Source organism: Pseudomonas sp. TWP3-1, from assembly GCF_049896625.1.
In the GTDB taxonomy this organism is placed as follows: Bacteria; Pseudomonadota; Gammaproteobacteria; order Pseudomonadales; family Pseudomonadaceae; genus Aquipseudomonas.
The window spans coordinates 18,477-38,798 of sequence record NZ_JAFCUQ010000011.1 but is presented as its reverse complement, the minus strand read 5'-3'; the positions used below and the strand labels follow the sequence as shown (position 1 = coordinate 38,798).

At 60.1% G+C, this 20,322-nt stretch carries 19 protein-coding genes and 1 riboswitch; of the genes, 10 read left to right on the top strand and 9 right to left on the bottom strand.

The features are described from left to right. Positions 1–63 precede the first annotated feature (63 nt). Positions 64–909: a methylenetetrahydrofolate reductase [NAD(P)H] gene (metF, locus tag ACP7BN_RS16190; protein WP_426205232.1), complete on the bottom strand. Its 846-nt coding sequence runs from the start codon at positions 907–909 to the stop codon at positions 64–66. 190 nt (positions 910–1,099) lie between these two features. Next, a complete protein-coding gene (gene ahcY, locus ACP7BN_RS16185) occupies positions 1,100–2,509 on the bottom strand; it encodes an adenosylhomocysteinase (protein ID WP_426205231.1) in 1,410 nt (469 codons plus the stop codon). A gap of 23 nt (positions 2,510–2,532) precedes the next feature. Beyond that, positions 2,533–2,632: riboswitch (S-adenosyl-L-homocysteine riboswitch) on the bottom strand. A 198-nt stretch (positions 2,633–2,830) separates the two neighbouring features. On the opposite strand from ahcY, the gene ACP7BN_RS16180 reads away from it, so the two are divergent. Both ACP7BN_RS16180 and ACP7BN_RS16175 read left to right on the top strand, forming a co-directional pair. After that, positions 2,831–3,238 carry an acyl-CoA thioesterase gene (locus ACP7BN_RS16180; protein ID WP_016984776.1) on the top strand — a complete coding sequence of 136 codons (408 nt, stop codon included), beginning with the start codon at positions 2,831–2,833 and terminating at the stop codon, positions 3,236–3,238. Between the two features lie 175 nt (positions 3,239–3,413). Further along, on the top strand, positions 3,414–4,316 hold the full coding sequence (locus ACP7BN_RS16175) for a formate/nitrite transporter family protein (RefSeq protein WP_426205230.1): 903 nt from the start codon (positions 3,414–3,416) through the stop codon (positions 4,314–4,316). On the opposite strand, the gene ACP7BN_RS16170 is transcribed toward ACP7BN_RS16175, so the two are convergent. Both ACP7BN_RS16170 and ACP7BN_RS16165 read right to left on the bottom strand, forming a co-directional pair. Next, positions 4,317–5,582: a cation:proton antiporter gene (locus tag ACP7BN_RS16170; RefSeq protein WP_426205229.1), complete on the bottom strand. Its 1,266-nt coding sequence runs from the start codon at positions 5,580–5,582 to the stop codon at positions 4,317–4,319. A 104-nt stretch (positions 5,583–5,686) separates the two neighbouring features. Then, entirely contained in the window at positions 5,687–6,856 is a 1,170-nt protein-coding gene (locus tag ACP7BN_RS16165) for an MFS transporter (protein WP_426205228.1), read from the bottom strand. A gap of 228 nt (positions 6,857–7,084) precedes the next feature. Between ACP7BN_RS16165 and ACP7BN_RS16160 the strand changes: the two genes are divergently transcribed. Next, positions 7,085–7,918 (top strand): EamA family transporter, encoded by an 834-nt coding sequence (locus ACP7BN_RS16160; protein ID WP_426205227.1) that lies wholly within the window; start codon positions 7,085–7,087, stop codon positions 7,916–7,918. 35 nt (positions 7,919–7,953) lie between these two features. Further along, positions 7,954–8,337: an MAPEG family protein gene (locus tag ACP7BN_RS16155; protein WP_426205226.1), complete on the top strand. Its 384-nt coding sequence runs from the start codon at positions 7,954–7,956 to the stop codon at positions 8,335–8,337. A gap of 83 nt (positions 8,338–8,420) precedes the next feature. Here the strand turns inward: ACP7BN_RS16155 and mltA are convergent, their stop codons facing one another. After that, entirely contained in the window at positions 8,421–9,593 is a 1,173-nt protein-coding gene (mltA, locus tag ACP7BN_RS16150; protein ID WP_426205225.1) for a murein transglycosylase A, read from the bottom strand. A gap of 127 nt (positions 9,594–9,720) precedes the next feature. Here mltA and ACP7BN_RS16145 point away from each other — a divergent pair, with 127 nt between their 5' ends. After that, entirely contained in the window at positions 9,721–10,170 is a 450-nt protein-coding gene (locus tag ACP7BN_RS16145) for a c-type cytochrome (protein ID WP_420647324.1), read from the top strand. 129 nt (positions 10,171–10,299) lie between these two features. On the opposite strand, the gene ACP7BN_RS16140 is transcribed toward ACP7BN_RS16145, so the two are convergent. From ACP7BN_RS16140 to ACP7BN_RS16125, 4 genes are all read right to left on the bottom strand, one after another. After that, positions 10,300–10,695: a DUF1090 domain-containing protein gene (locus ACP7BN_RS16140; protein ID WP_426205224.1), complete on the bottom strand. Its 396-nt coding sequence runs from the start codon at positions 10,693–10,695 to the stop codon at positions 10,300–10,302. A 97-nt stretch (positions 10,696–10,792) separates the two neighbouring features. Further along, complete coding sequence (gene ligB / locus ACP7BN_RS16135; protein ID WP_426205223.1) at positions 10,793–12,460, bottom strand: NAD-dependent DNA ligase LigB; 1,668 nt, start codon at positions 12,458–12,460, stop codon at positions 10,793–10,795. Positions 12,461–12,613: 153 nt separating this feature from the next. After that, positions 12,614–13,804 carry a methionine adenosyltransferase gene (gene metK / locus ACP7BN_RS16130; protein ID WP_420647321.1) on the bottom strand — a complete coding sequence of 397 codons (1,191 nt, stop codon included), beginning with the start codon at positions 13,802–13,804 and terminating at the stop codon, positions 12,614–12,616. Between the two features lie 18 nt (positions 13,805–13,822). Further along, positions 13,823–14,818 (bottom strand): ArsR/SmtB family transcription factor, encoded by a 996-nt coding sequence (locus ACP7BN_RS16125; protein ID WP_426205222.1) that lies wholly within the window; start codon positions 14,816–14,818, stop codon positions 13,823–13,825. 271 nt (positions 14,819–15,089) lie between these two features. Here ACP7BN_RS16125 and tkt point away from each other — a divergent pair, with 271 nt between their 5' ends. From tkt to ACP7BN_RS16100, 5 genes are all read left to right on the top strand, one after another. Further along, positions 15,090–17,087 carry a transketolase gene (tkt, locus tag ACP7BN_RS16120; RefSeq protein ID WP_426205221.1) on the top strand — a complete coding sequence of 666 codons (1,998 nt, stop codon included), beginning with the start codon at positions 15,090–15,092 and terminating at the stop codon, positions 17,085–17,087. 163 nt (positions 17,088–17,250) lie between these two features. Next, positions 17,251–18,309, top strand: a complete 1,059-nt coding sequence (epd, locus tag ACP7BN_RS16115; RefSeq protein ID WP_426205220.1) for an erythrose-4-phosphate dehydrogenase — start codon at positions 17,251–17,253, stop codon at positions 18,307–18,309. Between the two features lie 27 nt (positions 18,310–18,336). Continuing rightward, the gene (locus ACP7BN_RS16110) at positions 18,337–19,500 is read left to right on the top strand and encodes a phosphoglycerate kinase (protein ID WP_426205219.1); all 1,164 of its coding nucleotides are present in this window, start codon (positions 18,337–18,339) and stop codon (positions 19,498–19,500) included. Between the two features lie 34 nt (positions 19,501–19,534). Then, complete coding sequence (locus tag ACP7BN_RS16105; RefSeq protein WP_426205218.1) at positions 19,535–19,756, top strand: hypothetical protein; 222 nt, start codon at positions 19,535–19,537, stop codon at positions 19,754–19,756. A gap of 56 nt (positions 19,757–19,812) precedes the next feature. Next, on the top strand, positions 19,813–20,145 hold the full coding sequence (locus tag ACP7BN_RS16100) for an MliC family protein (protein WP_426205217.1): 333 nt from the start codon (positions 19,813–19,815) through the stop codon (positions 20,143–20,145). Positions 20,146–20,322 lie beyond the last annotated feature (177 nt).

The window sequence follows — 20,322 nt, the reverse complement described above, 5'->3', positions numbered from 1 at the left end:
CCATGTAGGAGCTGCCGAAGGCTCGGGCCGCGATCGGACGATCTTTTGATCTTGCTCTAATGTTTAGCGCGGCAGCTTCAAATTATTCCAGATCGCCAGACTAGGCTCAGCCTGGTTCATGGAATAGAAGTGCAGCCCCGGTGCGCCGCCCTGCAACAGGCGTTCGCACATCTCGCTGACGACTTGCTCACCAAAGCGCTGAATGCTCTGAGTGTCATCGCCATAGGCTTCCAGTTGCTTGCGGATCCAGCGCGGAATTTCCGCACCGCAGGCATCGGAGAAACGCGCGAGTTTGCTGTAGTTGGTGATCGGCATGATCCCCGGTACCACCGGAATATCCACGCCCAGCGCCTGCAAACGATCGACAAAGTAGAAGTAGCTGTCGGCGTTGAAGAAGTACTGGGTGATCGCGCTGTCGGCGCCGGCCTGGGCCTTGCGCACGAAATGGGCGAGATCGTCTTCGTAATTGCGCGCTTGCGGATGCATCTCCGGGTAAGCGGCAACTTCGATGTGGAAATGATCGCCGGTTTCTTCACGAATGAATTCAACCAGCTCATTGGCGTGACGCAGCTCGCCGCTGGTCATGCCCATGCCGGATGGCAGGTCACCACGCAGGGCAACGATGCGCTTGATGCCGGCAGCCTTGTACTCGTTCAGCAGGCCGCGCAGGTCGTCCTTGCTGTCGCCAACGCACGACATGTGCGGGGCGGCGGGTATTTTGACTTCGCTTTCCAGCTGCAACACGGTGTTCAGCGTGCGATCACGGGTCGAACCGCCAGCGCCATAGGTGCAGGAGAAGAAATCGGGATTGTACGTTGCCAACTGACGGGCAACGTTGAGCAGCTTTTCATGCCCAGCATCGGTCTTGGTCGGGAAGAACTCGAAGCTGTAGCGACGGTCTTGGGACATGGTCATACCTTTGGAAACACGAAAGCCTGCGGTATGTTTCATCTGTGGGATCAAGCTTGTATGTGGCGAGGGAGCTTGCTCCCGCTGGAGCGCGCAGCGCTCCCAAATATCCTGGGGCCGCTTCGCAGCCCAGCGGGAGCAAGCTCCCTCGCCACAACAAGCCAATCCAACAAATAAAGCAGCCGGTTACTTAGTAGCGGTAAGCGTGCGGCTTGAACGGGCCTTCGACGGTTACGCCGATGTAGTCAGCCTGTTGCTTGGTCAGTTGCGTGACCACGCCGCCGAAGCCGCGAACCATTTCCAGGGCCACTTCTTCGTCGAGTTTCTTCGGCAGTACTTCAACGGTCAGACGCTCGGCTTTCTGGGCTGGCGACAGGTCGGCGTACTTCTGGCCGAACAGGAAGATCTGCGCCAGAACCTGGTTGGCGAACGAACCGTCCATGATGCGGCTCGGGTGACCGGTGGCGTTGCCCAGGTTCACCAGACGGCCTTCGGCCAGCAGGATCAGGTAGTCGTCGTTCTGAGCGTCGAACGCGCCCGGGCCGGTACGGTGAATCTTGTGTACCTGTGGCTTCACTTCTTCCCATGCCCAGTTCTTGCGCATGAAAGCGGTGTCGATTTCGTTGTCGAAGTGGCCGATGTTGCAGACAACAGCGCGCTTCTTCAGGGCTTTGAGCATGTTCGAGTCGCAAACATTCACGTTGCCGGTGGTGGTCACGATCAGGTCGATCTTGCCCAGCAGTGCTTTGTCGATGCTTGCTTCAGTACCGGTGTTGATACCGTCGATGAACGGCGAAACCAGTTCGAAACCGTCCATGCAGGCTTGCATGGCGCAGATCGGGTCGACTTCGGAGACCTTGACGATCATGCCTTCCTGACGCAGCGACTGCGCCGAACCCTTGCCCACGTCACCGTAACCGATGACCAGCGCTTGCTTGCCGGACAGCAGGTGGTCGGTACCGCGCTTGATCGCATCGTTCAGGCTGTGACGGCAGCCGTACTTGTTGTCGTTCTTGGACTTGGTTACCGAGTCGTTGACGTTGATGGCCGGGATGCGCAGTTCGCCCTTGGCCAGCATGTCCAGCAGGCGGTGTACGCCGGTGGTGGTTTCTTCGGTCACGCCGTGAACGCGATCCAGCACCTGTGGGTACTTGTCGTGCAGCAGCTGAGTCAGGTCGCCGCCGTCGTCGAGGATCATGTTGGCATCCCATGGCGCGCCATCTTTGAGGATGGTTTGCTCCAGGCACCACTCGTACTCTTCTTCAGTCTCGCCTTTCCAGGCGAAAACCGGGATGCCGGCAGCAGCGATAGCGGCAGCAGCCTGATCCTGAGTCGAGAAAATGTTGCAGGACGACCAGCGTACTTCGGCACCCAGGGCAACCAGTGTTTCGATCAGCACGGCAGTCTGAATGGTCATGTGGATGCAGCCGAGGATCTTCGCGCCTTTCAACGGCTGTTCGCCGGAGTACTTGCGACGCAGACCCATCAGAGCCGGCATTTCCGATTCGGCGATGATGGTTTCGCGACGGCCCCAGGCAGCCAGGGACATGTCGGCAACTTTGTAATCGGTAAAATCTGCAGGCGTGATAACAGCGCTCATGAAGAGCCTCCATTCGTAATGTATGCGAATGGGCGCCGTTGTGCGTTTAGTGTCCGGCACAAGGCCGGTCAACGCCCCATCCGAGCCTGACAGGTTGTACCTGCTGCAGCGCCCCTCGGACAGGTGGCGGGAAAACGGTAGCAAGTGAACATTACCGTTTTGAAACGGGCGCGATTATAGCTGTCCGGGCTGATCTTCCAAAGGGTTTCTGTCGGACAAATGAAGATTGCCAATCATGACCATAGCGGATCGGTCATGGAGCGTGACCGCCCGGTCTGCCATGATGGCCCCCATCATTCGGCCAGACGCTCAGGAGTGAACATGAATTTCCACACCCGCAAATGGGTAAAACCCGAAGACCTCAACCCCAACGGCACGCTGTTCGGCGGCAGTCTGCTGCGCTGGATCGACGAAGAAGCGGCGATCTACGCCATCGTCCAGTTGGGCAATCAGCGCGTGGTGACCAAGTACATTTCCGAAATCAACTTCGTCAGTGCTTCGCGCCAGGGCGACATCATCGAACTGGGCATCACCGCCACCGAATTCGGCCGCACCTCGATCACCCTGACCTGCGAAGTGCGCAACAAGATCACCCGCAAAAGCATTCTGACCGTCGAGAAAATGGTCTTCGTGAACCTCGGTGAAGATGGGCTGCCAGCACCGCACGGGCGGACCGAGATCAAGTACGTCAAAGACCAGTTTCAGGAAGATGAACTCGTTACCAAGTGATATTGGCAGCGCTCCCATCGCGGGCAAGCCACGCTCCCACAGGTCCAGCGTTGTCCTTGTGGGAGCGGGCTTGCCCGCGATGGCGATTCTGTAATCACCGAAGATTCATCTGGTCACTGAACAGCTGTGAACGGCGGGGGTCGTAGCTAAACGACACCCCCACGGTTCACACGCCATGACGACTCCAACAGACGGCAAGACCCCCGATCTCTCGGCTCAGGAACAACATGAAGTCGAGAAAAACCAGCCGCCGCGCGCGGCGGTTCTGCATGAAATCATTCGCACTCAGGGCGATCAGGAACTTGAGCGCAGCATCGCCGCGCTCTGGTGGTCTGCACTGGCGGCTGGCCTGACTATGGGCCTGTCGCTGATGGGCATGGGTCTGCTCAACTCGCGGTTGCCCGACGGCGAAGAGTTCAAGGTGATCGCCAGCTTCGGTTACTGCGCCGGCTTTCTTGCGGTGATTCTCGCGCGCCAGCAACTCTTCACCGAAAACACATTGACTGCCGTGCTGCCGGTGATGACCAAACCCACCCTGGCGAATTTCGGTCGGCTAATCCGGCTCTGGACAGTGGTACTGGTCGGCAACCTGTGCGGCACGATTCTGGTGGCCTACGTGATGCTCGAACTGCCGATTTTCGACAGCAAGACCGATCTGGCTTTCCTCGAAATCGGGCACAAGATCATGGAAAACGACGCTGGCCAGATGTTTGCCAAGGGCATTGTTTCCGGCTGGATGATCGCCACCATGGTCTGGATGATTCCGTCGATGGAGAGCGCGAAGATGTGGATCATCATCCTCATCACCTACTTGATGGCGCTCGGTGACTTCACGCACATCGTGGTCGGATCGGCGGAGGTGTCGTATCTGGTATTTGCCGGCGAGTTGCCGTGGAGTGATTTCTGGATAGTATTTGCCGGGCCGACGCTGGCGGGCAATATCATCGGCGGGAGTTTCATCTTTGCGCTGATCAGCCATGCGCAGATTCGCAGCGAGAGCGGGGCGCCGAAAGAACCGGCGGCGAAGAAGGCTGCGGATCAGGCCGAAAAACCTGATCCGCAGCAGATCAAAAAGTGATCAGTGGTGCGCTGGCACACTGGCGTCGGCCGGCTCGTCGCGGGTTGCGTGCTTGACCAGTTTGCCGATGGTCAGGCCTTGCAGCAGGATCGATGACAGCACCACGATGTAAGTGATGCTGAGCAACAGATCACGCTCCGCGCCCAGCGGCAGGGCCAGTGCCAATGCCACCGAGACACCGCCGCGCAAGCCGCCCCAGGTCAGGATGCGGATGGTGCCGCGCGGCACGCTGCGCCAGCGACGCAGCAGGACAATCGCCGGCGCCACGGTGAGCAGGCGCGACGCCAGAATCGCCACTGCGAGCATGCTCGCCGCCGCCACGTGCGACCAGTTGAACGGTAACAGCAACAGCTCCATACCGATCAGCGCGAACAGTAACGCGTTGAGCATGTCATCGAGCAATTCCCAGAAGCCGTCCAGGTATTTACGGGTCATGTCGTTCATCGCCAGATTGCGTCCGAGGTTGCCGATGATCAGACCGGCCACCACCATCGCAATCGGCGCCGAGACGTGCAGCTCGGTGGCCATCGCCGAACCGCCGATCACCAGCGCGAGGGTCAGCATGACTTCGATCTGATGCTGCTCGATGCTCTTGATCATCAGGTACACCAGATAACCGATCAGCCCGCCAAACAGCACGCCGCCAATCGCCTCATGCACGAACAGCATCGCGGTGGCGCCAACCGTCGGCGTCTCGCCCAATTGCGCGATACCCAGCAGCACGGTGAACACCACCACCGCCGTGCCGTCGTTGAACAGCGACTCGCCGACGATGGTGGTCTTCAATGGCTTCGAGGCGTTGGCGGTCCGCAACACGCCGAGCACCGCAATCGGGTCGGTCGGCGAAATCAGTGCGCCGAACAGCAGGCAGTACAGGAAACTCACGTGCCAGCCGAACAGGGCAAAGATGTAATAAGCCAGGCTGCCGATCACGGCGGTGGCGATCAATACGCCGAAGGTCGCCAACAGGCCGATTGGCCAGCGGTAGCTGCGCAGGTCATTCAGATTGACGTGCAGGGCGCCGGCAAACAACAGGAAGGAGAGCATCCAGTTCATCAACAGGTCGCCGAAGTCGATCTGGCCGATCAGCTGTTGCACGCGCTCTTCAAGACCGGGGTAGCCGAGCAGACTCAGGCCTTGCAACAGCAGGGAAAACATCAGCGCCGTGACCATAACGCCGATGGTCGGTGGCAGACCGATGAAGCGGAAGTTGACGTAGGTGAGGAGGGTGGTGAGGCAGATGAAAGCGGCTACAAGTTCAAGCATCCGGGGTCCTTTGGATGAGGGTTGGAAAGACAGCGCGCGGATTCTTCGGCGCAGAGGTTGGATGGGTTGGCGCGGGGAGGGGACACATTTGTGTCCCCGGGCATTCAGCCGGACACATTCACCGCAGCTGCGCCGCGACGTTGCAGATAGATAAAGAACAGCGCCGTCAGCACAGTCAACACCCCGACCAGCGCCCCGGTCCAAGGCAGGTCCGCCAGATCCGCGCCGCTGGCTACCACCAACCCGCCAATCCACGCCCCGGCCGCATTGCCCAGATTGAACGCGCTCTGATTCAGCGTCGAACCCAGATTCGGCGCTTCATGCGCTTGATCAATGATCAGCAATTGCAAAATCGGGCACAGCGCAAAAGCAAAAATCCCCCACAGCACCAGCGTGATCGCCGCTGGAATTAGCGAGCGGCTGGTCTGGCTGAATGCCGCCAGAATCACTACCACCGCCAGTGCCACGCCCACCAGAGAAGGCAGCAGTCGGCTATCGGCCAAGCGTCCGCCGAGCATGCTGCCACCGGTCAAGCCAACGCCGAACAGCAGCAGCATCACGGTTACGCCATGCGGGCTGACCCCGGTGATGTCCTGCAAGATCGGCGCGATGTAGGTGAACACACTGAACAGGCTGGTCGACGCCAACACGCTCATGGCCAGCGCCAACAAAACGTTGGCCTTGCCCAGCACTTTGAATTCGCTGGCCAGATTGGCCTTGTTCATGGCGATGTGTTTCGGCAGCCACAGCCATTGCGCGAGTGCGGCGATCACACCGATCACCGAAACGGCCCAGAAGGTTGAGCGCCAGCCCGCGTACTGGCCGAGTGCTGTGCCCAGCGGCACGCCGAGGACGTTGGCCAGGGTCAGGCCGGTAAACATCATGGCAATTGCCTGAGCGCGTTTGTTCGGCGCGACGAGGCCGGCGGCAACTATCGAACCGATGCCGAAGAACGCGCCATGACACAACGCGGTGACCACTCGCGCGGCCATCAGCGTCGCGTAATTTGGCGCCAGCGCGCAGAGGATGTTGCCGAGAATGAACATCAGCGTCATGCCTAGCAGCGTAGCTTTGCGGGGCATGTTCGCGGTGGCGATCGCGAGGATTGGCGCGCCGAATACCACGCCCAGCGCGTAGCCAGTGATTAACAGACCGGCATCGGGAATGCTTACGGATAGGTCGCGGGCGACATCGGGCAGCAGGCCCATGATGACAAATTCGGTGGTGCCGATGCCGAAAGCGGCGACGGCCAGTGCAAGCAAGGCGAGGGGCATGCGCAAGGTCTCTTGTCGGTAGTCTTGACGCTTTGATCAGGCATACGCAGGCCGACGACCGATCTCGGAAGAGAGCGGTGCAGGCAGCAATTATTGGAATTAGTCTGTGCGCAACTGAGTGCGGCGTGGTCGCTTGCAGTATAAACAGCAGCTGACACATCGCGAATCAATAATCTGACTAATTGCCCGGCGGCCTCTACCGGGCGTTGGCAAAAAAAGGAGTTGGCTGTGCTGGCAACGGCTTTGGTGTTAGTGGCGGCGCTGCTGCACGCGGCGTGGAATACCCTGATCAAATTCAGCGCCGAGCGGTTGCTGGTGGTGGCGTGCATGGACACGGTGGCGCTGTTGTCTGTCGCCGTGGCATTGCCCTTCGTGAACCTGCCGCCGTTGGAAATCTGGCCATGGATTCTGGCCTCGGCGGCGTTCGAGCTGCTTTATCGGTATCTGCTGATTCAGGCTTATCGGGTCGGCGATCTGGGTCTGGTCTATCCGCTGATGCGCGGATTATCTCCACTGGTGGTGCTTGCGCTGACTCTGATCTTCGCTGGCGAGGTGCTGAGCACACAGCAGATCTTCGGCATTCTGCTGATCCCGTTCGGCATGCTCTGCCTGCTGTGGCAAGGCGGTGGCGGGGCGCGATTGCCTTGGTCGATGCTGCCGGTGGTGGCGCTGATTGGCTTGTGCATCGGCTGCTACACCTTTATCGATGGCCAGGCTTTGCGGCGCTGGTCGCATCCGCTGGATTACCTGGTCTGGGTCACGCTGCTCAGCGCCTGGCCGTTTCCGCTGCTGGCTTGGGTGGCCAGGCGTCCGGCGTTTTTGCAGTTCTGGCGCGAGCAGTGGAAGTTGGGGCTGACGGTCGGGTTCTGCGTGTTGTTCAGCTACGCTCTGGTGCTATGGGCGATGCAATTGGGCTCGATTGCCGAAGCGGCGGCGTTGCGCGAGATCAGCGTGATTCTGGTGGTGTTGTTCGGCATGCGTTACCTGAAAGAACCTTTCGGCCGGCCACGGCTCTTAGCCTGTGGGCTGGTACTGATCGGCATGCTGGTGATGAAGTTCTGACGGCCTGAAATCAAATTCTGAAAAAGGACTGCGTTATGACGGTGGCTTTGTGGTGTGTGTTGGTCGCAATCTTTCTGCCGTATCTGTGCACGGTGGTGGCCAAGGCCTCCGGCGGCTTCAGGTTGCGGGATAATTACGACCCGCGGGATTTTCTTGAGAGTCTTAACGGCGTGGCCCGACGCGCGCATGCGGCGCAGTTGAATAGCTTTGAAGTGACCCCGGCATTTGCCGCAGCCGTGCTGGTCGCGCATCTGGTGGGTACTGCGCAGTTGGTGACAGTGAATGTGCTGGCGGTGCTGTTTATCACCAGTCGCCTGCTGTACATCATTTGCTATCTGGCGGACTGGGCGGTGTTGCGTTCGCTGGTGTGGTTTGTCGGGATGGGGTTGATTGCCAGTTTCTTCTTTGTGTCGATGTGACAGGCAAGATCAAAAGCTCGCAGCGTGCCGCAGCTCCTACTCAAACCCTGTAGGAGCTGCCGAAGGCTGCGAGCTTTTGCTTTTTACGGTTTATCCGCGACCTGAGGCACTTGCGGCAATGCCGCGCCTTTTGGCCAGAGCATCCAGATCTGCCCTTGCTGTTTCATGTCGCCGGCCAGTTGCCCGGCTGCCTCGCCGGTGCCCCAGAACAGATCCGCACGCACTTCGCCGGCAATCGCGCCGCCGGTATCCTGCGCTGCCACTGGCCGTACCAGCGCCGTGCCGTCCGGGCGCGTGGTCGACAGCCACAACAGGCTGCCCAGCGGAATCACTTTGCGATCCACCGCTGCGCTGTAACCGGCAGTCAACGGCACGTTCAGCGAACCGCGCGGGCCTTCGTTGCTGTCCGGGTTGCGGGTGAAGAACACGTAACTCGGGTTGCTGCCCAGCAGTTCGGGAATACGCGCCGGATTGGCCTTGGCCCAGTTGCTGATCGCACCCATGGTCACGTCTTCTTTCTTCAGCTCGCCTTGCTCGACCAGCCAGCGGCCGATTGGCCGATACGGATGACCGTTCTGGTCGGCGTAGGCGATGCGCAATTGGCGACCGTCGTCAGTCTGAATCCGCCCCGAACCCTGAATCTGCAAAAACTGTAGATTCATCGGGTCAGTCAGCCATGCCACCACAGGCGCTTTGACGCCTTGGCTCTCGATGGTCGCCGCATCGTCGTAAGGCTTGAGCACGCGACCCTCAAGGCGCCCGCGCAGGCGTTTGCCTTTCAGCTCTGGATAAATGCTGTCCAGCGACACGATGATCATGTCTTCGGGCACGCCGTACACCGGCACGTTCGCGGTTTCGGTCTGGGTCAGGCTGCCGGGGTACACCGGTTCGTAGTAACCGGTGATCAAACCGTTGGGATTGTCGTTGGCGGCGCGCAAGCCGTAGACCGCGAGGTTCTGTTTGAGGAACGCGCGGATGTCACCGGCGCTCTGCGGCACATTGGCCGCCGCTGCGCAGGTTGGACCCCAGACTGCGTCGGCTTTGAGTCGGGTGCAGGCGCTGCGCCATGAGCCGAAACCGGCAACCAGATCGCTGTCGGTGACGGCAGGCAATGCCTCCCAGGTCGCGCTGGAGTAGGTGGCCAGTGCGTGGGTTTTCGGTTTCTCGGTGTCTCCACCCGTACAGCCGGCGAGTATTGCCAGCATCGGGACGGTGACGAGGAGCGGATTACGCCAGGCCTTGAAACGGCTGTTCATGGAGATTTTCCTGTGTCGGTTGCAGAAGTGCTCCATGCGCTCATGCAACCCTATTGTTAATAGGGCTATTGGTGTTTGCCCGTGACGCGGGGATACTGGCCGCCGATTTCCGTGACCTGAAGCCACCATGACTTTTAAAAGACTTTCTGTTGTATTGCTGGCCTGCCTGACTTTGTCCGCCTGTGGCGGTGTCGATCCAGACTCCCCGCTGGGCCAGCGCAAGGCCATCTTCAAACAGATGCTCAAGACCGGCGAAGATCTGGGCGGCATGCTGCGCGGGCGCATTCCGTTCGACGGGCCGAAATTCGCCGACGGCGCGGTCAAGCTGGATGCCTTGTCGCATGAACCGTGGAAACACTTCCCGCAGGTGCGCGAGGAAGATCACACCAGCGCCAAGGACGATGTCTGGCAGAAGCAGGCGCGCTTTCAGGAAATGGCTCGTACCCTTGAAGCGGCCACCGGTGAATTGGTGATTGCCAGCAAGGTTCAGCCGTACAAGGCCAGCAATCTCGGGCCAGCGGTGCAGAAGGTTGAAGATGCCTGCAGCGCTTGCCATAAAGAATTTCGTGATCATTGATCTGAGTAACTGTGGCGAGGGAGCTTGCTCCCGCTGGGCTGCGCAGCGGCCCCAATATCGGCGCCCGGACGAACCGGGAGTCCTTCGGCCTCCAGCGGGAGCAAGCTCCCTCGCCACAGGGATCTTCGATTATTTATCCAGTTCGTCCAGCGCGTCCTGCAGTTCCTTGCGCGACTCGGCGAGTTTGTTTTTGCGCTTGTCGATCTTCTCCGGATCGCCTTTCTTCATGGCCTTGTCCAGATCAGCCTGGCGCTGGCTGACTTCGTGCTTGGCGTCGAGCACCTTGTTTTCGCGTTCTTTCTTCAGGCCAGCGTCAGTGCAATGTTCAGTCACTTCGCGCAGAGCGGTTTCCAGACCCGCCTGCTGATCAGCGTTGCCGCGTGATTTGGCTTGTTCGATCTGGTTGATGATGCCCTGCTTCTTGGCAGCGCAACCGGTCAGCCCTGGCGCATCTTCAGCGGCCATCAGGGGGGCGGCCATCACGCCGCAAAGTGTCAGCAGGGCGAGCGGTGCATAAAATTTCATAAAAGCTCCATGTGCAAAGACATTCGGGTCGGTGAGGCACTGCGCAGTTGGAGCGCCTCGGCGACTTTGGGTTCCCGGCGTGCCGGGGATTACATATTCAGAAGCCGTCGATGCCGGCGGCTTGCAAGGTGTCTCTCAGGGCCAGCACCTGCGGGTCGCGGAAAAATGCGTTCAATTGCGCCGCGCGACCGGGGCCGATTCCGGGTTCTGCCTGCCATTGTGCAGCGTCACGTTGTGCCAGCGCCTGCCATGAATCAGCCAATTGCGCCTGGCCGGTCGGCGGCAGTCCGAGGGCTTTGAGCCATTGTGCAAACGGTCGCTGGCGGGCGCTGTGAAAACTCTCCAGCAGGCGCGCGCTGCTGCGTTCGCCAAGGCCGGCAATGTTAGCAAGCTCTGGCCCGTCGAGGGTCAACCAATCCAGCAGGCTTTTCAGCTGGCCTGTTTCGAGAAGTTTCTCCCAGGTACCGGGACCGACGTGCGTCAGCGCCAACCCCTTTTTGCCGCTGAGCCAGGTCAAGCGGGCGAGGAACTGACTCTCGCAGCCCGGCGTCGGTTGCCAGCAGCTTAGTGGGTGAAAGTCACTGGCGACTGGAATGTGCATTTCTGCACGTTCAGTCGCACGAAGCACGACACTGTCGAGACGCGGGATTGTCAGCCCGGCCAGACTGATTGCAATCTGATCGCCGGGCCGAATGTCCAGCTCTCGCCAGCGCTTGAGCGAACTGACGCTAACCCGTTTGATCTGCCGGTCGTCGAGCATCACCGGTTCCAGATCCAGCACCGGCGTGATGCGCCCGGTACGGCCGATCTTGAAGTTGACCTTGCGCACATCGGCCAACGCTTGGGCGAACGGGTATTTCCAGGCGACGGCCCAGTAGGGTGGGCGTGCTTGCCAGCGTTCGGCGGGTGGGCGCTGACTGTGGCGCAGAACCACGCCGTCGGTGGCGAAGGGCAGTGGAGAGCGATACCAGTGATCGCGCCATTTTTCTGCGTCGGCGAGTTTGGTGATTGATTGGCTGTAAGCCGACGTCGAAGCGAAACCCAATTGCTCCAAGGTCGAATTTCGTGCAGGCAGATCAGCCGGTCCTTGCGGCCAGTCCCAGACAAACAGACCTAATCCTGACGCTTGCTCCGCGCTCAATGTCTTGCGCCCCATCAGTCCGGCGACGGTGGCGCGCGCATTGAGGCTGCCGGAGCGGGACTGCACATGCTCGTCGAGTCGCCAGTAAAGTTCGCCCTGAACCAGCAGATCTTGTGGCTGCTTCAATCTCTGAGGAATGGTGGCGATCTTCTGCGCCGACACAGTCCAGTCCTGCCCGCGAACCCCATCGCCACGGCTGATTGCCTGTTGCAACCGGCCGCCGCGATAAACCAGCGTAACTGCCACGCCGTCGATTTTGGGTTGTATCCAAACGTCTTTGCGATCGCGCAGCCAGGCTTCAATCGCCGTTGCGTCGTGGCGTTTTTCCAGGCCGGTGTGAGCGATGGGGTGTGCGACCGTGCCAGATGCCGTGCGAACTGGATCAGGTGCTACAGGGAGTTTGAAACACTGTCGCCATACACTCAGTCGCGAGCGAGATTGGTCATAGAGTTCATCGGCGATCAGGGATCGGCCTTCGCGATGGTAGGCGTCGTCCCATCGGTCGATCTGCGTTTGCAGAGAGGTGATTTCGCGTTCTGCCTGGTCAGCGGGCCAGTTCGGGCATTGGGCGGAGTGGGCAGTGAGGCTGATGAAGCTAAGCAGAATCAGGAAAGAAAAACGCATCGCGAGCGTCCTTGCTCATAGGGAACCCTGAAGGCTAGTCAGGATTTTGCGCGAGGTCGGGCGGGTGTTTTGCGGGGTGTTTCGCAGCGTCTTCAGGCAATAAAAAGCCCCGCACGGCGCAAACCGTGCGGGGCTTTTCATGCAGCCAGAAAATTACAGACCAGCAGCGGAACGCAGGGCGTCGGCGCGGTCGGTTTTTTCCCAAGTGAAGGTGGTGAAGGTGTCTTCGCCAACAGTCTTGGTCTGCGAGGTGCGGCCGAAGTGGCCGTAGGCTGCAGTTTCCTGGTACATCGGGTGCAGCAGGTCGAGCATGGTGGTGATCGCGTATGGACGCAGGTCGAACACTTCACGTACCAGTTTGACGATTTTGTCGTCGCTGATCTTGCCAGTGCCGAAGGTGTTCAGCGAGATCGACGTAGGCTGAGCCACACCGATCGCGTAGGAAACCTGAATCTCGCAACGCTCGGCCAGGCCGGCGGCAACGATGTTTTTCGCCACGTAACGACCGGCGTAGGCCGCCGAACGGTCAACCTTCGATGGATCTTTACCGGAGAACGCGCCGCCGCCGTGACGGGCCATGCCGCCGTAGCTGTCGACGATGATCTTGCGACCGGTCAGACCGCAGTCACCTACCGGGCCGCCGATGATGAACTGGCCGGTCGGGTTGATGTGGAACTGGGTGTCTTTGCTCAGCAGTTCGGCAGGCAGTACGTGCTTGACGATCAGCTCCATCACGCCTTCGCGCAGGTCTTTGTACGACACTTCCGGGTTGTGCTGGGTCGACAGAACAACCGCGTCGATCCCGACAACCTTGCCGCCTTCGTAACGGCAAGTCACTTGCGACTTGGCGTCTGGACGCAGCCAAGGCAGCAGACCCGATTTACGGGCTTCGGCCTGGCGCTGCACCAACTGGTGCGAGAAGGTGATCGGTGCTGGCATCAGCACGTCGGTTTCGTTGCTCGCGTAGCCGAACATCAGGCCCTGGTCGCCGGCGCCCTGATCTTCAGGCTTGGCACGGTCGACACCCTGGTTGATGTCAGGGGACTGCTTGCCGATGATATTCATCACGCCGCAGGTCGCGCCGTCGAAGCCGACGTCGGAGCTGTTGTAGCCGATGTCGAGAATCACGTTACGCACGATCTCTTCCAGATCGACCCAGGCGCTGGTAGTCACTTCACCGGCAACGATGGCCACGCCAGTCTTGACCAGGGTTTCCACCGCAACGCGTGCGTGCTTGTCCTGGGTGATGATGGCGTCCAGCACCGCATCGGAAATCTGGTCGGCGATTTTGTCCGGGTGCCCTTCGGACACGGACTCGGAGGTGAAGAGGGAGTATTCGCTCATCTCGATTTTTTCCTGAATTTACCGATGGTGAGTGTCGCCAGCCGGTCGCTGAAAATGGCGGACCTGGATCTGGAAACCATTACGTAAGCCTACATAGAGGCTTTCCCCGGGAACGAGTCCCGCAGCGGTGGCCCAACGGGCCAAATCGTCCTGTTCAAACCCCAACCACAGATCACCGCAGGCCTCCCTGGCCCAACTCTGGTTGTGGCTACATAACTCTGTCACGAGCAGGCTACCGCCCGGTTGCAGCAGGCTGGCCATGTGCTTGAGCGCATCGGCCGGCGCGGCGAAATGGTGCAGCACCATGTTCAACACCACGCAATCGGCCTGCAGGCTCACGCCATTCAATGCATCGGCCAATTGCAGGCTGACGTTAGCCAGTTGTTCACGAACGCACACCTGACGCGCCAGTTCGAGCATCGCCGCGCTGTTGTCCAGCGCAGTCACGGCACTGAAGCGGCGCGCCAGTTCCGGTAGAAAAGCACCGTCACCGGGGCCGACTTCAATGGCTGTGGCAGCGTCCTTGAAGTTCAGCTTGTCGAGCAGGGCCAGCACGCTTTCACGGTACTGCGGCAGGCCGGCAATCAAATCTTGCTGGGCGCGAAATTTCTCCGCTACTCGTGCGAAAAAATCCTGGCTGTTGGCAGCCCGTTGCCCGTGAACCTGGGCGATCCGTGCCTGCACGTCGTCTGGCAGGATCAGATTGTCGACTTCTTCGAGCAGCGCGGCGTGCAGCTTGCCGCCCAGCAGTTCGGTGTGCGGCAGGGCGCGGCGATAAAAGATCGCATTACCTTCGCGGCGCGTCGCCACCAGATCGGCTTGCGCCAACACCTTGAGGTGATGGCTCATGCCGGACTGACCGATACCGAAAATCTGCGCCAGCTCCAGTACACCGAACGAATCGTTGGCCAGCGCGCGCAAGACATTCAGCCGCAGCGGATCACCGCCAGCCTTGCACAAGGCTGCCAGCTCGTCGCAGTCGTCATGGCGAATGGAGGGCACACGTAAGTTCATAGGGCCAGCAGTCTAGAGACGGCCGGAAAACACCGCAAGGCCAATATCAAAAAGTTTTGATATTGCACGATGGATGGCGTTTTTTGGCACTTCTCACTGGTCGGTTAACTCTACAAACCTGTAGCGGAAAGGTTTCACCAGCCGAAACCGCCGCTATCCATGGGAAAAACGCCTTCGGATGACTATCTGTCATTGCCCCAAGGCGTCCCGGTGAGGGAAAATGCTCGCCTTTTTTCCGATTCGTTTTATTCAAGCCCCCAGGAGATCAGCGATGCCTAGCCGTCGTGAGCGTGCCAACGCCATTCGTGCCCTCAGCATGGATGCCGTGCAAAAAGCCAACAGCGGCCATCCCGGTGCCCCGATGGGTATGGCGGATATCGCCGAAGTACTTTGGCGTGACTACCTCAAGCACAACCCGAGCAATCCATCGTTCGCCGACCGTGACCGCTTCGTGCTGTCCAACGGCCACGGCTCGATGTTGATCTACTCGCTGCTGCACCTGACCGGTTACGACCTGTCGATCGACGACCTAAAGCAATTCCGTCAATTGCACAGCCGCACTCCGGGTCACCCGGAGCTGGGTTACACCCCGGGCGTTGAAACCACCACCGGCCCGTTGGGTCAGGGTCTGGCCAACGCCGTGGGCTTCGCGCTGGCAGAAAAAGTCATGGGCGCGCAGTTCAACCGTCCTGGCCACAACATCGTCGACCACCACACCTACGTGTTCCTGGGTGATGGCTGCATGATGGAAGGCATTTCCCATGAAGTCGCTTCCCTGGCCGGTACTTTGGGTCTGGGCAAGCTGATCGCTTTCTACGATGACAACGGCATCTCCATCGACGGCGAAGTCGAAGGCTGGTTCACCGACGACACGCCGAAGCGTTTCGAAGCCTACAACTGGCAAGTGATCCGCAACGTTGACGGTCACGATCCTGAAGAAATCAAGATCGCCATCGAGACCGCGCGCAAGAGCGCGCAGCCGACCCTGATCTGCTGCAAGACCACCATCGGTTTCGGTTCGCCGAACAAGCAAGGCAAGGAAGATTGCCACGGCGCCCCGCTGGGTGACGCGGAAATCGCTCTGACCCGTCAGGCGCTGAACTGGAACCACGGCCCGTTCGAAATCCCGGCCGACATCTATGCCGAGTGGGATGCCAAGGAAAGCGGCCGCGCTGTCGAAGCCGAGTGGGATCAGCGTTTCGCTGCTTACTCCGCCGCGTTCCCGACCGAAGCCAACGAACTGATCCGTCGTCTGAGCGGCGAGTTGCCGGCCGACTTCTCCGAGAAAGCCTCGGCTTACATCGCTGAAGTGGCTGCCAAGGGCGAAACCATCGCCAGCCGTAAAGCCAGCCAGAACACCCTGAACGCGTTCGGCCCGCTGCTGCCGGAACTGCTCGGCGGTTCGGCTGACCTGGCGGGTTCCAACCTGACTCTGTGGAGCGGTTGCAAAGGCGTCAACGCTGAAGATGCCAGCGGCAACTACATGTACTACGGCGTGCGCGAATTCGGCATGACCGCCATCATGAACGGCGTCGCCCTGCACGGCGGTCTGGTGCCTTACGGCGCGACCTTCCTGATGTTCATGGAATACGCGCGCAACGCAGTGCGCATGTCCGCTCTGATGAAGCAGCGTGTGATCCACGTCTACACCCACGACTCCATCGGTCTGGGCGAAGACGGCCCGACGCACCAGCCAATCGAGCAATTGACCAGCCTGCGTACCACGCCGAACCTCGACACCTGGCGTCCAGCCGATGCCGTTGAATCGGCAGTGGCATGGAAACAGGCTCTGGAGCGCAAGGACGGCCCGTCGGCGCTGATCTTCTCGCGCCAGAATCTGCAGCACCAAACCCGTGATGCCGGCCAGATCGCCGACATCGCCCGTGGCGGTTACGTGTTGAAGGACTGCGCAGGCGAGCCTGAGCTGATCCTGATCGCCACCGGTTCGGAAGTCGGCCTGGCTGTTCAAGCCTTCGACAAACTGACCGAGCAAGGCCGCAAGGTACGCGTGGTTTCCATGCCGTGCACCAGCGCGTTCGACGCTCAGGACGCGGGCTACAAGCAAGCCGTCCTGCCGTTGCAGGTCAGCGCACGTATCGCGATCGAAGCGGCTCACGCCGACTTCTGGTTCAAGTACGTGGGTCTGGAAGGTCGCGTGATCGGCATGACCACCTACGGCGAATCGGCTCCGGCTTCGGCGCTGTTCGAAGAGTTCGGCTTCACCCTGGAAAACATCCTGGGTCAGGCTGAAGAGCTGCTGGAAGACTAAGCAGTACAAATGCGGTGGCCCCGGTCACCGCGTTCTCTTGTAGGAGCTGCCGAAGGCTGCGATCTATTGATCTTGATCTCTTAAACAGCAAGATCAAAAGATCGCAGCCTTCGGCAGCTCCTACAGAGGGCTTGTGTTGTTAGCGAATTCTATCGAGAACCCCATGCCTCAACCGCGTCCCTACAAAGTTGCACTCAACGGCTACGGCCGGATTGGTCGTTGCGTCTTGCGTGCGTTGTTCGAGCGAGGGGCGAGTGCCGGGTTTGAAATTGTCGCGATCAACGATCTGGCTGACATGGCCAGCATTGAATACCTGACACGCTTCGACTCCACCCACGGCCGGTTTCCCGGCGAAGTGCGGATCGACGGCGATTGTCTGCATATTAATGGCGACTGCGTGAAGGTCCTGCGCAGTGCCACCCCCGAAGGCATCGATTGGGCGTCGCTGGGCGTCGATCTGGTGCTCGAATGCTCCGGCGCCTACAACACCCGTGAAGACGGCCAGCGTTTCCTCGACGCCGGCGCGCCACGGGTGTTGTTCTCGCAGCCAATGGCCAGCGAGGCGGATGTCGACGCCACCATCGTCTACGGCGTCAATCAGGATTGCCTGACTGGCGACGAACTGCTGGTGTCCAACGCTTCCTGCACCACCAACTGCGGCGTGCCGCTGTTGCGTTTGCTCGATCAGGCGATCGGTCTGGATTACGTGTCCATCACCACGATTCACTCGGCGATGAACGATCAGCCAGTGATCGACGCCTATCACCACGAAGACCTGCGTCGCACCCGTTCGGCGTTCCAGTCGGTGATCCCGGTGTCCACTGGTCTGGCGCGCGGCATCGAACGCCTGCTGCCGGAACTTGCCGGGCGAATTCAGGCCAAAGCCGTGCGCGTGCCGACGGTCAACGTGTCCTGCCTCGACATCACGATGCAGACCGCGAGCGACACCGACGCCAACGAGGTCAACCGGATTCTGCGCGACGCCGCTACCAGTGGCCCGCTCAAAGGCCTGTTGGCTTACACCGAGCTTCCCCACGCAAGCTGCGATTTTAATCATGACCCACATTCGGCCATCGTCGATGCCAGTCAGACCCGCGTTTCCGGCCCTCGGCTGGTAAACATCCTGGCCTGGTTCGACAACGAATGGGGTTTTGCCAACCGAATGCTGGACGTTGCAGATCACTATCTGCAAACAGCGATTTCAAAAAAACCTGCTCTCTAAGAACAGCTATTTCAGGAAGTGCGACCCATGACCGTGTTGAAGATGTCCGACCTCGATCTGCAAGGTAAGCGCGTATTGATCCGCGAAGACCTCAACGTCCCAGTCAAGGACGGTGTTGTCACCAGCGACGCGCGCATCCTGGCTTCGCTGCCGACCATCAAGCTGGCCCTGGAAAAAGGCGCGGCGGTGATGGTCTGCTCGCACCTTGGCCGTCCGACCGAAGGCGAATTCTCTGCCGAGAACAGCCTCAAGCCTGTTGCTGACTACCTGAGCAAGGCCTTGGGCCGCGAAGTGCCGCTGGTGGCCGATTACCTTGGCGGCGTTGACGTCAAGGCGGGCGACATCGTGCTGTTCGAAAACGTGCGCTTCAACAAGGGCGAGAAAAAGAACGCCGACGAACTGGCCCAGCAATACGCTGCCCTGTGCGACGTGTTCGTGATGGATGCTTTCGGCACCGCCCACCGCGCCGAGGGTTCGACGCACGGCGTGGCCAAGTTTGCCAAAGTCGCTGCCGCCGGCCCGCTGCTGGCGGCTGAGCTGGACGCACTGGGCAAGGCATTGGGCGCTCCGGCGCAACCGATGGCCGCCATCGTTGCCGGCTCCAAGGTCTCGACCAAACTCGACGTGCTGAACAGCCTGAGCCAGATCTGCAATCAATTGATCGTCGGCGGCGGCATCGCCAACACCTTCCTGGCTGCTGCCGGTCATCCGGTCGGCAAGTCGCTGTACGAGCCGGACCTGCTCGACACCGCTCGCGCCATCGCCGCCAAAGTCAGCGTGCCGCTGCCAGTGGACGTTGTAGTCGCCAAGGAATTTGCTGAAACGGCTGAAGCCACCGTCAAGCTGATCGCTGACGTCGCTGCCGACGACATGATTCTGGACATCGGCCCGCAGACCGCTGCCAACTTCGCCGAACTGCTGAAGTCGTCGAAAACCATTCTGTGGAACGGCCCGGTCGGCGTGTTTGAATTCGACCAGTTCGGCAACGGCACCAAAGTGCTGGCCGAAGCCATCGCCGAGAGCGATGCGTTCTCGATTGCTGGCGGTGGCGATACGCTGGCGGCTATCGATAAATATGGCGTAGCGGAAAAGATCTCCTACATTTCCACCGGTGGTGGCGCGTTCCTCGAATTCGTCGAAGGCAAAGTGCTGCCGGCCGTAGAAGTCCTGGAAACCCGGGCCAAGGCCTGAGGCCGCCCGTTTGGCCAGGCAAAGGAGTGTTTACATGGTCAAGTCGTTAGCGCTGTTATTGCTGACCGGTGTGTTGGCGGCCTGCGGGAGCAACCCGAAGGCCGAGCCGACGCCTGCACCCGGCGAGGCCCGGAAAGGCTGCTACCAGGCTGAATGGCAGGCCGAAACCAACCCGGTGCTGAACAAGCGCTCGGGGCCGGACGGTCTGGAAAAATACGAGACGCAAACCCCGGCCAAGGAACATGGTTGTCCTTGACCGGTCTGACTCATTACTCAGGGCTGGCGGCGTGTGCTGTCGGTCGAGGAATACGGATGAAAGGCTTGATCGCCATTGCGGCGCTGGCAATGTTGGGTGGCTGCGCGCAGTGGAACCCGTTCCAGTCCTCCGCGCCTGTGGATAACTGGACCACCTGGACCTGCGACAGCCAGGCCAAAGTCCTCTGGCGCTTCACGGATGCCGGACGCAAGGAAGTCGATGTGCGCCTCGGCGGTGCCGATCAGGTCTATCGCCTGAAAGAACAGCCGGGCGCCTCGGGTGCGCTGTACAGCGACGACATGCTGGCGTTTCACATCAAAGGTGAGGAAGGCCTGGTGTACTGGGTCGCCACCAATGATCTGATCGGCCGTGGCTGCAAGGCCGAGTAGCTCCAACAGATTTACGGATGATGACTTGTTGTGGCGAGGGAGCTTGCTCCCGCTGGAGCGCGAAGCGGTCCCAGGCTTTTAATGACTGCTTCGCAGCCGAGCGCGAGCAAGCTCGCTCGCCACAGGTTGAGTCACATACAAGATTTTGCTTTATCGAATCACCGGGCCGGGCCTCGA